General features: G+C 68.6%; 13 protein-coding genes. 7 read left to right on the top strand and 6 right to left on the bottom strand.

Features of this window, described 5'->3' with window-relative positions; all coding sequences use genetic code 11:
* Positions 1–376: lysoplasmalogenase family protein (locus NM2_RS45835; protein WP_218026129.1), on the top strand; the 376-nt coding region annotated here is incomplete at its 5' end.
* 170 nt (positions 377–546) lie between these two features.
* Here the strand turns inward: NM2_RS45835 and NM2_RS45830 are convergent.
* On the bottom strand, positions 547–993 hold the full coding sequence (locus NM2_RS45830; RefSeq protein WP_067683749.1) for a hypothetical protein: 447 nt from the start codon (positions 991–993) through the stop codon (positions 547–549).
* A gap of 85 nt (positions 994–1,078) precedes the next feature.
* Here NM2_RS45830 and NM2_RS45825 point away from each other — a divergent pair, with 85 nt between their 5' ends.
* Both NM2_RS45825 and NM2_RS45820 read left to right on the top strand, forming a co-directional pair.
* A complete protein-coding gene (locus NM2_RS45825) occupies positions 1,079–1,756 on the top strand; it encodes a TrmH family RNA methyltransferase (RefSeq protein WP_245718573.1) in 678 nt (225 codons plus the stop codon).
* 223 nt (positions 1,757–1,979) lie between these two features.
* Positions 1,980–3,035, top strand: coding sequence for a glycoside hydrolase family 76 protein (locus NM2_RS45820; RefSeq protein WP_245718574.1), 1,056 nt, complete (start codon positions 1,980–1,982; stop codon positions 3,033–3,035).
* 14 nt (positions 3,036–3,049) lie between these two features.
* Here the strand turns inward: NM2_RS45820 and NM2_RS45815 are convergent, their stop codons facing one another.
* Complete coding sequence (locus NM2_RS45815) at positions 3,050–3,715, bottom strand: DedA family protein (RefSeq protein WP_067683743.1); 666 nt, start codon at positions 3,713–3,715, stop codon at positions 3,050–3,052.
* A 40-nt stretch (positions 3,716–3,755) separates the two neighbouring features.
* Positions 3,756–4,406 carry a DedA family protein gene (locus tag NM2_RS45810; protein ID WP_067683758.1) on the bottom strand — a complete coding sequence of 217 codons (651 nt, stop codon included), beginning with the start codon at positions 4,404–4,406 and terminating at the stop codon, positions 3,756–3,758.
* A gap of 207 nt (positions 4,407–4,613) precedes the next feature.
* Here NM2_RS45810 and fbaA point away from each other — a divergent pair, with 207 nt between their 5' ends.
* Together fbaA and NM2_RS45800 are read left to right on the top strand one after the other, a co-directional pair.
* Positions 4,614–5,681 carry a class II fructose-bisphosphate aldolase gene (fbaA, locus tag NM2_RS45805; RefSeq protein WP_281182917.1) on the top strand — a complete coding sequence of 356 codons (1,068 nt, stop codon included), beginning with the start codon at positions 4,614–4,616 and terminating at the stop codon, positions 5,679–5,681.
* 165 nt (positions 5,682–5,846) lie between these two features.
* Positions 5,847–6,923 carry a BTAD domain-containing putative transcriptional regulator gene (locus NM2_RS45800; protein WP_067683736.1) on the top strand — a complete coding sequence of 359 codons (1,077 nt, stop codon included), beginning with the start codon at positions 5,847–5,849 and terminating at the stop codon, positions 6,921–6,923.
* Between the two features lie 156 nt (positions 6,924–7,079).
* On the opposite strand, the gene NM2_RS45795 is transcribed toward NM2_RS45800, so the two are convergent.
* Positions 7,080–7,415, bottom strand: coding sequence for an excalibur calcium-binding domain-containing protein (locus tag NM2_RS45795; RefSeq protein ID WP_245718572.1), 336 nt, complete (start codon positions 7,413–7,415; stop codon positions 7,080–7,082).
* A 132-nt stretch (positions 7,416–7,547) separates the two neighbouring features.
* On the opposite strand from NM2_RS45795, the gene NM2_RS45790 reads away from it, so the two are divergent.
* Complete coding sequence (locus NM2_RS45790) at positions 7,548–8,993, top strand: DUF4185 domain-containing protein (protein ID WP_084532363.1); 1,446 nt, start codon at positions 7,548–7,550, stop codon at positions 8,991–8,993.
* Between the two features lie 230 nt (positions 8,994–9,223).
* Here the strand turns inward: NM2_RS45790 and NM2_RS45785 are convergent, their stop codons facing one another.
* Both NM2_RS45785 and NM2_RS45780 read right to left on the bottom strand, forming a co-directional pair.
* Positions 9,224–10,267: a fused (3R)-hydroxyacyl-ACP dehydratase subunits HadA/HadB gene (locus NM2_RS45785; RefSeq protein WP_067683730.1), complete on the bottom strand. Its 1,044-nt coding sequence runs from the start codon at positions 10,265–10,267 to the stop codon at positions 9,224–9,226.
* A gap of 229 nt (positions 10,268–10,496) precedes the next feature.
* Positions 10,497–11,447 (bottom strand): Rv0361 family membrane protein, encoded by a 951-nt coding sequence (locus tag NM2_RS45780; protein ID WP_157122011.1) that lies wholly within the window; start codon positions 11,445–11,447, stop codon positions 10,497–10,499.
* Positions 11,448–11,493: 46 nt separating this feature from the next.
* Between NM2_RS45780 and NM2_RS45775 the strand changes: the two genes are divergently transcribed.
* Positions 11,494–11,736 carry a hypothetical protein gene (locus NM2_RS45775; RefSeq protein WP_067683728.1) on the top strand — a complete coding sequence of 81 codons (243 nt, stop codon included), beginning with the start codon at positions 11,494–11,496 and terminating at the stop codon, positions 11,734–11,736.
* Positions 11,737–13,878: the final 2,142 nt, after the last annotated feature.

Genomic DNA, 13,878 nt, shown 5'->3' with positions numbered 1-13,878 from the left:
GCCGCGGGTCGCGGTGGCGCTGCCCCGGATCGCGGCCTGGGCGGGAGCCGGTGCGCTGCTGCGTGTTCGGGCTCCCGGGATCGCGATTCCGTTGAGCGCCTACGGTGCGACGCTCGGCACGGCCGCGGTACTCGCCTCCGATCCCGGCCTCGCTCCCGACGCGGAAACCGTTGCGGGGATGACGCTTCCGTCGTCCGATCCGCGCAGTCGCCTGGGTCTGGGCGCGCTGCTGTTCACCCTCTCGGACGGGCTGATCGTGCTGCGCCGCCTGTTCGCCCGGACCGCGCGGTCCCGGCGGATCAGCGAGGGCGTCATCCTGGGGACCTACGCGGCGGCGCAGTACCTCTTGGCCGATCCGCGCGTCCATGAGCGGTAGCAGCCGACCTGATCGCAGATGCGCGGCACTCGACTACCGGTCGATTCGTGCGCGTGTGTGCCGGTCGATACCCATCGGCCGATCCGCGGGCGGCGTTATCCGCCAGCTTGTCCCGCGCGTGTGATCGGTGTTCATCCGCTGGCCGATACCGCTTGTATGGTCCGTAATCCTCACAGGCACAGGATGATCCGGTCGCGGTCGGACGGGTCGACGCGGATCGAGATCGTCTCGCCGACCTCCATTCTGGGGCGGTCGATCGGAGCGACGTCGAAAACGATGGTGCCGCGGTAGGTTTCGGATCCGGGGACGGTGAGCTCGAGGTCCAGGCGGGTGAGTTCGGTGTGGTGGTCGGTGTGCCCGATCGGATGGACGCCCTCGATCACCGCCCACCCTTCCAAGCCGTGCCGCAACAACTTCCGATCGGTGCGCGAGGGACGTTGCGCGAACAGCATCCCCAACCCGACGCAGGATCCGAACATCCCCACCAGCGCCACCATCTGATACGGCACCGTGCCCGGCGGCGTGCGATGCACCACCCACCCCAGCCACAGAGCGAGAAGCATCATGTACCCGACTGTCACACCGAGCACCGTGCGCAGTATCCGCGAGTGGTTCATGGCCCACCTCCACCACCAACTTCCAGGGTAGTTGACGGGTGTGTGATCATCCATCGGTGTTTTCCATCAGCGCCCAGCGGGCATCGTGAACGGGACCGAGGCTCCGGGCGAGCATCCCGGTCCCACCGAATGGGGTGAGCATCCCTACGGGGTCGGGCCGTGGGTGCGGGAGTTCGGTACGCCGCCGCCGGAGGATGCGCGGCTGGATCCGGAGTTGCTCGCCGAGGGCGATCGGCGCAACGTCGTGGACGCGTACCGGTACTGGACGCGGGAGGCGATCATCGCCGACATCGATCGGCGCAGACACGAATTCCATGTCGCCATCGAGAATTTCGGCCACGACGCGAATATCGGCACCGTGGTCCGCACGGCCAACGCGTTCGCCGCGGCGGCGGTGCACATCGTCGGGCGGCGGCGCTGGAATCGGCGGGGTGCGATGGTGACCGATCGGTATCAGCACATCGAACATCACGCCGATATCGCCGGACTGCTGGAGTTCGCCGAACGTGCGGATCTGGTCGTCGTCGCGGTCGACAACGTGCCCGGTGCGGTCCCGCTGGAGACGGTGCGGCTGCCGCGCAACTGCCTGCTGCTGTTCGGGCAGGAGGGGCCGGGGGTCACCGATCAGGCGAAGTCCGCCGCGGCCATGACGGTCTCGATCGCGCAGTTCGGTTCCACCCGCAGTATCAACGCCGGGGTCGCGGCGGGTATCGCCATGCACGCGTGGATCGCGCAGCACGCGGATCTGACCCAGTCCTGGTGACCGGATTCACATCCGGGACGATCGCGGATACGAGACGGTTGAGTAACAAATCGGGCGCGAAAACCGAGCTTGGGCTGGCAACATGGATGTCATGAGTGCGTCCAGCGACGATGTGCCCACACCACCGCGCGCCCGGAGCGCGGCCGGTCCGGGGGGCGAACCGACGGCCGCGGAGTGGTCGCGCCGGGCCGATTTGGCCGAATCCGCGATCGTCTCACGCAATATGCGCAGGCTGTGGGGTATTCCGGGGACCGAACTCGGCGTCGTCGGCTGGCCCGCGGTGTCGCGTGAGCGGCTGTTCCTCACCTGGGACTACTGGTGGCAGGCCCATCTGATCGATTGCGCGGTCGACGCCGCGAACCGGGAGCCCACCGCGGCCCGGGTGCGTCGCGTCGCGGCCCTGGCCCGGGGACATCGCCTGCGCAACATCACCGGCTGGACCAACAACTATTACGACGACATGGCCTGGCTGGCCCTGGCCCTGCAGCGTGCCGAGCACATCCGCGGGGTCACCGATGTGCGCAGCGGCCTGGTCGCACTGGAGAAGGCGCTGACCACCGGTTGGCAGCCGCAGATCGGCGCACTCCCGTGGCGCAAGGGTGCGGATTACTACAACACTCCGGCCAACGGCCCGGCCGCCATCGCCCTGGCCCGGTTCGGCCGCTACACGCGGGCGGCGGAGATCGCCGACTGGCTGGACAAGAATCTGCGCGACAGCGAGACCGGCCTGATCCTGGACGGCGTGCACCTGCCCTCGGATCGGATGGAGCGCAACGTCTTCACCTACTGTCAGGGCGTCGTGCTCGGGCTGGAAACCGAATTGGCCGTGCACACCGGCGAATCCGTGCATGTGGACCGGGTGCGGCGACTGGTTGCGGCGGTCGCGGAGCATATGACCGACCACGGCGTCGTCACCGGCGGCAGCGGCGGCGACGGCGGGCTGTTCAACGGGATTCTGGCGCGTTATCTCGCGCTGGTGGCGCTACTGCTGCCGGGCGAGGACGCCGATCGGGTGCAGACCCGGAGCCAGGCCGCCTCGATCGTCACGGCCTCGGCCCGCGCGGCCTGGGATCACCGCCTCGAGGTGGAGGGCGAGCCGCTGTTCGGCGACGTCTGGACCGATCCGGCGCAGTTGCCCGTCGGCACCGCGGGCGCGGCGAAATTCACCCCGAACGGATCGGTCACGTCCTCGCGTACCCCGGAACGGGATCTGTCGGTGCAACTGTCGGGATGGTTGCTGATGGAGGCCGCGTACACGGTGACCGCCGCCGGGCTCTGAGCCCGCGCCGGCGATCAGCGGGGCTCGCCTTCGACGCACACGGTTTCGGGCGGATCGAGATCGAATTCCTCGGCGGGACGCGACATTTCGACCCGATACTGCCGAATGCCCAGCCCGGTGCCGATGATCAGGCAGGCGACCAGGGTACCGATCACGGTCGGCATGAGCCAGGACACCCTGCCCAGGAATCCGCCCGCGTAGAACCCGATCAGCAGCAGCACCGGCGCCCAGATGATCGCGCCGACCGTGCTGGCGAGGGTGTAGCGGCGGTGATCCATCCGCGCGGCCCCGGCCACCAGCGGGCACAGCGTGCGCACCCAGGGAATCCAGCGCGCCAGGAGTACCGCCAGGAAACCGTGCCGATGCAACATCTCGGTGACCCGCGTGAGATTGCGGGTGTTGATGTAGCGCCCGTCGCGTCGGGCCACCAGCCGATGCCCGGTGCGATGCCCGATGACGTACCCCACCTGATTGCCCGCGATCGCGGCGATCATGGTGCCCACCGCCAGCGCCCATACCTGGGTGCTGCCGGTCTCGTGCGAGGCGAGCACGATCCCGGCGGTGAGCAGCATCGAGTCACCGGGCAGGAACAGGCCGATGATCAGGGCGCATTCGAGGAATACGAAGACCAGGACGACGGTCCATACCAGCATCGGCCCGGCGGAATCCAGCGGTTCCATACCGCCGAGGGCGAGAGTTAGCGGGGTGTTCGGCAAGGTGTCAGCGCAAGGATTCGTTCGTCGGAACAACGTCGGGTTCGGTCTCGGCGAGCACAGGCTCGTGGTTACGGAGCTTCTTGGCCACCGAGATGATGCCCGGCAGGATCGAGATGACGACGATCAGGATGAAGATCGCCTCGATGTGGTTGCGGATGAACGACACATTGCCGAGCCAGTAGCCCAGCAGCGTGACGCCGCCGCCCCACGCGATACCGCCGACGATGTCGAAGGTCAGGAACTTGCGGTAGTCCATCCTGGACACACCCGCCAGCACCGGCATGAAGGTGCGCACGATCGGGACGAACCGACCCAGGACGATGGTCTTGGGGCCGTACTTCTCGAAGAAGGCGTGCGTCTCGGTGACATAGCGCTGCTTGAAGAAGCGCCCGTCCTCCTTGTGGAACAGCGCCGGGCCGATGGCCCGCCCGATCCAGTACGCACACTGATCGCCCGCGATGGCCGTGGCCGCCGCGGCGGGCAGCAGCACGAAGATGGAGACGGGCGGGTGCTCGTGCGCCGCGAGCAGACCGCCGGTGAACAGCAGCGAATCGCCCGGCAGGATCGGGAACAGCAGCCCCGTCTCGATGAAGACGATGACCAGGATCGCCGGCAGCACCGCATTGCTCAACCAAGTCTCGGTGAGCAGATGCATCGGATCGAGCAACCCCTTTATTCCGGAGCTGCTTGCAAGGACGTCGGTAATGGCCAGCGAGGTCACGGACCCCACAGTACCGGCCCCCGGGCTATCACATCGACCTGTGCTGGATTTGCCGTCGTCGGCGGTCCGCGCGGCATGCCCGCGCGGCGGTACCACCTTCCGGAGCGCTGCCCGATACCCCTAGGGTAATAGTGGACAGGTCTGTTTCTTCACACCACGGAGGTCACTGCTGTGCCCATCGCGACTCCGGAGGTCTACGCCGAGATGCTCGGTCGGGCCAAAGAGAACTCCTTCGCATTCCCCGCGATCAACTGCACGTCGTCGGAGACGATCAACGCGGCGATCCGCGGCTTCGCCGAGGCCGGCAGTGACGGCATCATCCAGTTCTCCACCGGCGGAGCCGAATTCGGCTCCGGCCTGGGTGTGAAGGACATGGTCGTCGGCGCGACCGCACTGGCGGAGTTCGCGCACGTGATCGCCGCGAAGTACGACGTGACCATCGCGCTGCACACCGACCACTGCCCCAAGGACAAGCTGGACGGCTTCGTCCGCCCGCTGTTGGCCATCTCCCAGGAGCGGGTGAAGGCCGGGAAGAACCCGCTGTTCCAGTCGCACATGTGGGACGGTTCGGCCATCCCGATCGACGAGAACCTCGAGATCGCCAAGGAACTGCTCAAGCAGGCCGCCGCGGCGAACATCATCCTCGAGGTCGAGATCGGTGTCGTCGGCGGTGAAGAGGACGGCGTCGAGGCGGAGATCAACGAGAAGCTCTACACCTCGTCCGAAGACTTCGTGAAGACCATCGACGCGCTGGGCGCCGGGGAGAACGGCAAGTATCTGCTCGCCGCGACCTTCGGCAATGTGCACGGTGTGTACAAGCCGGGCAACGTCGTGCTCAAGCCCGAGGTGCTCGCCGAGGGGCAGAAGGTGGCCTCGGCCAAGCTGGGCCTGGCCGACGGCTCCAAGCCGTTCGACTTCGTCTTCCACGGCGGTTCGGGCTCGCTGAAGTCCGAGATCGACGATTCGCTGAAGTACGGCGTGGTGAAGATGAACGTCGACACCGACACCCAGTACGCGTTCACCCGCCCGATCGCCGGGCACATGTTCGCCAACTACGACGGTGTGCTGAAGATCGACGGCGAGGTCGGCAACAAGAAGGCCTACGACCCGCGCAGCTACCTGAAGAAGGCCGAGACCTCGATGGCCGAGCGCGTCGTCGAGGCTTGTAACGACCTGAAGTCCGCAGGCAAGTCCGTCAGCGCGAAGTAGCCGGCCCCCCGCCTCTCCGCGACTTCAGCGGGTCGCTGGGTGCGGTTGTTGCGCAGGCTCGTCGGGGTCCCGGTGTACCGTGACTCCGACGGGCGTCCTTAGCGGCTAGGCGGGGTGAAGTTGTCACACAGCTTGGATGTTCGGGTTCTCGGGCCCGTGCGGTTGATGATCGATGGGGCGCCCGTCGCGGTGGGCGGGCCCAAGCCGAGGGCGTTGCTAGCGGCGTTGACCGTGAACCGTCGGCGGGCGGTGTCCTCGCAGGCGCTGGCGGATATCGTCTGGAACGAGGATCCACCGGACTCCTATCAGGCGAGTCTGCAGGTGTTCGTCTCGAATATCCGTAAGACGCTGCGTAATTCGGGGCTGGATCCGGCGGCGGTGCTGCGCACCGAGTCGGCGGGGTATCGGCTCGAGATCGCCGACGGCGGATGTGATCTGGGGCGGTTCGACGCGGCGCGGCGGGCCGGTTCGGAGGCCGTCGCGGCCGGTGATCATCGCGGGGCGTCGGAACTGTTCGCCGCGGCCCTGGCCGAGTGGAGCGGCAAAGCCCTGGACGATCTGTCCGGCCTGCATTTCGCCGAGAGTTTCGCCACCGCCATGGACGAGGAGCGGCTGCTGGTCGCCTCGGCCCGGATCGACGCCGAAATCGCTTGTGGCCGAGCCTCTTCCGTGGTCGGCGAGTTGGTGTCGATGACCGGCGAGCATCCGCTGCGCGAGCCGCTGTGGGTGCAGTTGATCACCGCGCTGTACCTGTCCGGGCGGCAGGCCGACGCGCTGGAGGCGTGCCGCCGGGTCCGCGCGGTGCTGGCCGACGAGCTGGGTATCGATCCGGGTCCGGCGCTGATCGAACTCGAACAGCGGGTGCTGCGGCAGGAGCCGCTGAACACCGCCGACATCGCCAAGGTCGAGCGGATGGCACAGGCGATGACCGAGACGGTCACCGAGACGCCGCGTTCGGCGCGCACCGGGCAGCTGCGTCTGCCCGACGGGCGGGTGGTCCCGATTCCCAAGGGCGGCTTGAAGATCGGCCGCATGACCGACAACGACCTGGTCCTGGACGACCCGAAGGTCAGCCGGTATCACGCGCACATCCTGCCGAGCCGGGCCGGACTGCTGATCAAGGATCTGCACTCGGCCAACGGCATCTACATCAACGAGGAACCGATCGACAACGGTTCGGTGCTCGCCGACGGCGACGCCGTGCGGATCGGCGCGACGATCCTGCGTTTCGAGGGGAGCTGAAATTCTGCCTCCGCTTCGCTCCTCCGCTCCGTCAGTCCAGAATCGACCCGGGCCGCGGCCTTGGAGCTGGCGTTATCAGGGGTTGGTGGAACTGGGTGGTGCCAGGCCGGTGCGGAATCGACCAGGTGGCAGTCGAAGTCAGCGTCGGGGGGTAGGTCAGGGGGTGTTGCTGCCGGGGGCGCAGGCCACGCCGGTGTGCTTCGGGTCGAGCAGTCCGTTGTATCCGGGTTGTGAGGCGTACAGCGGAGCTTTACCCGCGGCGCGCACCGCGGCGCAGTTCGGGTAGTAGACCGGCTTGTTCTGGTCGTCGGTGTCCTGGGGCGGGCTGATCGTGCCCTGATCGTTCACGGTGAATCCGCTGCCACCGGCGCTGGAACCGCCGGTACCTGCCCCCGAACCGGGTGCGGCCAGGGCCGCGGCGGGTGCGGCGAGGCCGAGCAGCCCAGCCGCGGCAACGGCGGGAATCATGCGGCGAAATGCTGGAATCTTCACGGCGGCAATCCTGAACGCTGCTATCGGATGAATGCTTCGAGTCAACTCTATGCGCAGTTCCTGAGAATTCGCCGGGAGTCACGTAAGGTCTGGTCCGGGCGAAATGGGCAAGGGGGGAGCGAGGGGTTGGACATGGCTGTGCGGCTGTTCGCTGCCGTCGGGACGGTCGTCATCGGAGTGCTGGGCGTACCGCCCGTGGTGCACGCGGCGCCCGCGCCGGTGCCCGGAATCGGGCCGTGCGCAACCGATCCGGTGCCTGCGCACGCCTCGCTGGTGCCCGAGACCCTGGAGGTTTCGGTGCCGTATCCGGTGGTGACCGTGGATCCCGGTGCGTCGCGGCCCGGGCCGGTCCAGCGCACCACGATGATGTTGCCCGCCAACCCCTGCACCGATCCGTGCCCCGACCTGACCGACACGCCGGCGCCCCCGCCGAGTCTCCTGCGACGCCTGGGCCTGCCCGATGTGCTGGTGAGTCCCAAGCCGTTCTATTTCGCGCTGCCGCCGGGCCCGTCACCGCACACCGGCCCGCCGCCGCCCGCGCGGCAACATCCGCCGATCGAACCGGGACCGCAGTCACCGGTGCGCGCCGCGCCGCGGATCGGCCGGGTCAGCGAGGTGGCCAAGGAGACCGGCGCGAATTCGGTCAATCGCACCGACAAACGCTGGCAGGTGTACGGCACGGATCTGGGCGTCTCGTGGGAGAGTGCGCCCGGTGAGGTCGCCATGGCCTTCGGCGACACCGTCGGCGTCGGCTTCCATCCGCCGGGCGGTATGGGACAGGACTGGCGCAGTAATGTGCTGGCGTTCAGCAGGAATCGCGATCTGAGCCACGGCGCGATCTTCGATCGCATGGTGACCGACGACCGGTGTCATGCCGCCGAGCTGCTCGACAGCCGCAAGAAGGACAACATCGAGATCACCACGATCCCGACCTCGGGATTCGCGATCGGATCGCGACAGTACCTGAGCTACATGTCGATTCGCACGTGGACCAGCGCGCCGGGCACCTTCTTCACCAACTACGGCGGCATCGCCTACTCCGACGACCACGGTCAGACCTGGACCAAGGATCCGTACGCGCACTGGGACGACATCTTCGGTCTGGCGAATTTCCAAGTGGCGGCGATGGTTCCGCAGGGCGACTACGTCTACATGTTCGGCACGCCCAATACCCGCCTGGGTTCGGTGGGCCTGGCCCGGGTGCGCAGATCCCAGGTGCTCAACACCTCCGCGTACCAGTACTGGCACGAGGGCTCGTGGACGCCCGTCGGCGGATCCGCTTCCGCCACACCGATAGTCCAGGGCCCGGCCGGTGAGCTGTCGGTGCGCTACGACGCCGCCCGGAACGTCTGGCAGATGAGCTATCTGGACACCGCCAAGGGCGCAATCGTTCTGCGCGAGGCGAATTCACCCCAGGGCGTCTGGTCCGAGAGCACTCCGACGGTCAACGTCTCCCTATACCCGGAACTCTACGGCGGTTTCATCCACCCGTGGTCGACCGGCTCGGATCTCTACTTCACCATCAGCACCTGGAGCGACTACAACGTCTACCTGATGCGCGCCCAGCTCGAGAACTGAGACCTCGCCCCTGATTTTGCTGGGCCGTAACAGGTTACAGTCACCAGCGCACCGGTATACCCCAGGTCGCCGAGTTCCGCCCACCTCATAACGCCAACACCAAAGGCCGCGGCCCGGGTCGATTCTGGACTGACGGAGCGGGGGAGCGAAGCGGAGGAGCGGAGGAGGGAAGAATCGGCCCTTGGGGGGCCGCGGCCCGCCGGAGCGAAGCGGAGGCCAAAAACACAGCCCTAACTCAATTGGACGATCGCTGTCGCTCGGCCGAAGAGTTTCTTTCCGGCGGAGGCGCCGGACAGCAGCAGGGTCGCGGTGCGGCGTTCGGGGTCGAGGGATTTGACCTTGGCGCTGTATTCGATCCGGGCGGGGGCGGTGGCCTCGACCGGGACCAGCCCGGCGAAGCGGACGCTGTAGGACTCGATGGCGGTCGGATCGCCCAGCCATGCGCTCAGATATTCCGCGCCCAGGCCCATGGTGAGCAGGCCGTGCGCCACCACGGTCGGCAGACCGGCGAGTTCGGCGGCGCGATCGCTGAAGTGGATCGGGTTCGGGTCGGCGGCGACTCCGGCGTAGTTCACCAGATCGCCACGGGTGAGCCGCATCCGGCCGATCGGCAGCTGATCGCCGACGGACAGCTCCTCGAAGCGCGGAATCGTGTGCACCTCGGTGTTTTCGCGAGACTGCGCCAGTGTCGGCAGAGGGAGGGCCTGTTCCGGGGTGATCGGGATGAGCACCTCGGGGTCGGTCTCGGCGATCTCGCGGCGCTGCATCACCAGGCCCTCGACCAGCCGGACGATATCGGGATCGACCTGCTGCCCCAGTCGCGCCACGATCGTCACCGTCGCGACGACCGCGACCTCGCCGTCCTCATCGATCATGGCGACCCGCACGGTGAGGAAGTCGTTACCGCGCATCCGGCGGATCGACTCGATCTTCGCCTCACTGGTCATGCGGTGGCCGACCGTGATCGGGCGGTGGATCTCGAAAAGCTGGTCCGTCTGCAGGACTTGGGACAGGTCGTACTCGGTGAGCACCGAATCCAGCAGCGCCTGGGTGGTCGTCATACCGATGACCGCGGCGAAGGTCGGCGGCGCGAGGACGTTCCGGTAGCCGAGCTTGGCCGCCTCGTCCTCGAAATTGTGTGCCGGGTGGCTGTTCTGGACGGCGCGGGCGAATTCCCGGACCTTCTCCCTGCCGACGTCGTAGTGATCCCGAATCCGGAAGTGCTGACCGATCAGTTCCGTGGCCGCCGACGCTTCGGGTGCCAGCTGCGGCATATCCCTGTACTCCCTGCTCGTTTTTGCTCGGTAAAACGCGTACATGCCTCACGCGAGGATCGCGCGGGCCGCACCCGGGCTGCGGGCGCGATCGGATAACTCGGATACTCTACCGGCGAGTAGGACCGATGACCAGTTATCTGTGAGGTGTATCGCGTGCCGACGCAAAAGCGTCACAGCGCACGGTGACAACCTCGTCGCACCCGGGCCGAAAGCGATGCGGGAAATCTCACTGTGCGGCGTTCGGTAGATCGCACACCTTCCAGCCGTCGACGGTGTTCTGCAGATCGAAGGTGCGCGCGATGCGGGTGGCGTCGGCGTCGGTGTAGACGCTGGCTTGCGCCACCGCCTTGTCGCCGGTGATCTGGACCGAGTTCACGCTGTCGACCTTGGGGATCTTGCGCTGATCTACCGCGAGTTTGTGCACGCTGGCGTACTGGTCCGGCGATTTCGCCATGCCCTTGTAGAAATCGTTCTGCGCACCGCAGGTGGCGGCCTGCAGATCGGTCAGGTTGCCCGAGTTCAGCGCGTTGGTGTAGGTGGTGATCGCCGCCTTGACCTTCGCCTCGGGCGAATTGCTGCCACCACCGACCATGGCGATGATCACGCCGATCACCACCACGATCAGCACGACCGCCGCGCCCGCGATCAGCAGGCTGCGTCGGCTGCGTCGCTTCGGCTCGCTCGACGATTCGCCCGGTGCGCCGGGGATGCGCTGCGGGGCGGCGATTGTGTGCGTTTCTGCCGCGAATTGTTCTGGCGCCGTGAAGGATTGCGTTCCCCCGGGGGCCTGCTGTCCGCTCGGCGCCTGCTGCGGCCTGGGTTGTTCTGGGACGGTGGGTTGCGCATCCGCCGGTGAGGGCGCGCTGGTTCCGGCGGAGTCGGCCGGACGCGCAGCGCCTTGTGCGGCACCGGTCTTACCCTCGAACCGCATCTTCTGCGTGGCCTGCTCGTCCGGGCGCTGTACCGGCAGGATGGTCGTCTTCGCATCGGAGGTATCCGAGACCATCGGAAGGGCAACGGTTTTCGGATCGATCGTCTTCGCGTCGTCCTCGTCCGCGTCCGAACCGGATTTCGCTGTGCCGGAGGTCTTCGCGCCCGGCAGTGCGGATTTCGGGATGACCGTGGTCTTACCGCCGGTTCCCGGTGTTCCGGACTGCTTCGAATTCTCCTCCCGCACATCGGAATCGGACTCATCGGATGTTCCGGGCCTCGCCGTGCCGCCCTTGGCCATCGCCTGGGTGGCGGCCTCGGTCGTCCCCGGAGAATTCTGTCCCGACTCCTTCGCCGATCCGGCAGGCGTGGCAGAACCACCCGGTAGCGATACCGTCGGCGTGCCGGATCCCGCGCCCGCCGACTTCGGGGGCGGCACGCTGCCGGGCCGTGGCACCGCCGAATTTCCGGGCGCCTGCGTCCCGGACCGGGCCGCCGGATTTGCCGCTGTCCCCGAGCCCGGCCGGGCTGCCTGATTCGGGGGCGTGGGTATCACGCGGGTCGGCCCGTCGCCGGGGCTCGACGCGGATGTCCCGGTCGTGGGTCGGTCGGTGGAATCGGCGGCCGCTGATCCACTCTGCGCCGGTCCGCTGCCGGAACCCGATCCGGCGGCTGCCCCGCCGCCGGTGCGAGCCGAGTCCGCCGCTGGGGACTGTCCGCCCGCAGGTTGCTTCCCGGATGAGTCGTCACCGGGCCGTTCCTTCGAACTCATGAGTGCCCCCTCACCGGTCCCGCCGGAGCGCGGTCCCATCGCTGTGCCCGCCCCGCGGCCAGCCGGATCGGCCGACGCGGGCGGTCGTCGTATCGGTCCGCTGCCGGACCACGTGTTCCCGGACGTCCCGCGGCCGGACCGGACTGTCGAATCGGCCGTCGCGGGTGGCTGCTGTGCCGGTCCGCCGAGTCGCGTACTGCTGGATACATCCGTGCCGAGCCGTCCGACCGGATCGGCCGCCGAATCCCGCAGGGGCCCGTTGCTGGACCGGACTGCCGAATCGGTCGATGTGGTCGGTCGCTGTGCAGGTCCGTTGCCCAGTCGTGCGGGTCCGGACGTTTCGGTGCCGGGTCGTGCGGCCGGATTGTCCCGTCCAGGGCCGCTGCCGGGCCTCGGTCCGGCGGGTGTTCCGCTGCCGGACCGGGTCGTCGAATCGGTCGGTGCAGGTGGTCGCTGCGCCGGTTCGTTGCCGAGCCTTGCGGGTCCGGAGGTTTCGGAGCCGGGCCGTCCGGTGGGGTTCGCGGGTGTGTTCCGGGCGGGTTCGCCCCCCGGGCTCGAGGACCCTGGGCCGGAACGGCCCGGCGGGTTCGCGAGATCTCGGGACGCGCGCAGTGCGCCGAACAGTCCCGGACCCGGGCGCGCGGGATTGGACGGTGCCGGTGTGCGCTGGTCGGGGTGATTGCCGGACTGTGTCCCGGCCCCGGGACTCGCCGGTGGCGCACCCTGGGGAGATCCGTCACCCGGCCGCGGCGGAGTCGCTCCCCCGGGCTGGTCCGCCGGTGTGGACGAGCCCTGTCCGGGGCCATTGCCGGTCCGCGCGCCCGCGGCTGTCCCGGGACGGACCGCCTCGCCTGCCGCAGGCGAGCCTTGCGCCGGTCCGCTGCCCGGTCGCGCTCCGGCCGGTCCGCTGCCTGGTTGTGCTCCGGTCGGTCCGCCACCTGGTTGTGCTCCGGCCGGTCCGCTGCCTGGTTGTGCTCCAGTCGGTCCGTTACCCGGTCGCGGGCCAACCTGCGGCCCGCCCGCCGATCGCGGATCGCGGCCACCCGGAGGCGTCGACCCACCGGCGAACTTCGCCGTCTGGGCGTCGCCGGGCCGCGCGGTCCCGGCCGGTCCGTTGCCCGGCCGCTGCGATCCGGGCGCAGCAGGCGAATTCGAGGCCGACGCGTCGGCGGCACGTTTCGACCCGGCCGACCAACCCGCGAATTTCGCGGTCGGCCCCTCACCCGGCCGCTGCGATGTGGGCGCACCGGGCGGATTGGAGGACGGTGCGCCACCCGGAGGCGTCGACCCGGCCGAACCGCCCGCGAATTTCGCGGTCGGCCCTTCACCCCGCGTATTCGAGGCGGGGCCGCTGCCCGGACGTGGTGGGGCAGGTGGAGGGGTGGGACCGTTGCCCGGAGGTGTGGATCCGGCCGAACCGCCTGGGAATTTCGTGGTCGGACCGTCGCTCGGACGGGTCGAGCCCGGGGCCTGCGTAGGTCCGTTTGCGGGGCGTGGCGGTGTGGCCGCACCGCCGGGAGGCGTCGGGCCGGTGGAGGCGCCGGGCGCATTCGGAGTCAGTCCGCCCGGACGCGATGTACCCGAGGCCGGTCCGCCCGGACGCGATGCGCCTGGTGCCGGGGGCTGTCCACCCGGACGCGACGCGCCCGGCGCCGAGGCGGGTCCGCCGCCCGGACGTGATGTCGGAGCGTTCGGGTCCCCGCCCGGACGGGCCGATACACCGGGGGCAGGTGGTCTCGGCGCGTTCCCCGGACGCGGTGTTGCGGCCGGACCGTTGCCGGGTCGCGAGCCCGCCGGACGCGGATCCAGTGGCGGTGTCGAGGGTGAGTTCGCTTGGGCCGGCCCGGGGTTCGCGCCCAGTGGTGCGCCGGGCCGTCGTGGCTGTCCGCCGGGTGGGACCGGGCCG

This window comes from Nocardia miyunensis NBRC 108239, from assembly GCF_001613065.1.
GTDB lineage: Bacteria > Actinomycetota > Actinomycetes > Mycobacteriales > Mycobacteriaceae > Nocardia > Nocardia miyunensis.
The sequence above is the reverse complement of the archived record's forward strand: the minus strand, read 5'-3'. Positions and strand labels throughout refer to the sequence as shown.

Coding starts and splice junctions, on each gene's coding strand:
- NM2_RS45830 (WP_067683749.1), bottom strand. CDS start 993: ATGAACCACTCGCGGATACTGCGCACGGTGCTCGGTGTGACAGTCGGG.
- NM2_RS45820 (WP_245718574.1), top strand. CDS start 1,980: ATGCGCAGGCTGTGGGGTATTCCGGGGACCGAACTCGGCGTCGTCGGC.
- NM2_RS45815 (WP_067683743.1), bottom strand. CDS start 3,715: ATGGAACCGCTGGATTCCGCCGGGCCGATGCTGGTATGGACCGTCGTC.
- NM2_RS45810 (WP_067683758.1), bottom strand. CDS start 4,406: ATGCATCTGCTCACCGAGACTTGGTTGAGCAATGCGGTGCTGCCGGCG.
- NM2_RS45800 (WP_067683736.1), top strand. CDS start 5,847: ATGATCGATGGGGCGCCCGTCGCGGTGGGCGGGCCCAAGCCGAGGGCG.
- NM2_RS45790 (WP_084532363.1), top strand. CDS start 7,548: ATGGCTGTGCGGCTGTTCGCTGCCGTCGGGACGGTCGTCATCGGAGTG.
- NM2_RS45785 (WP_067683730.1), bottom strand. CDS start 10,267: ATGCCGCAGCTGGCACCCGAAGCGTCGGCGGCCACGGAACTGATCGGT.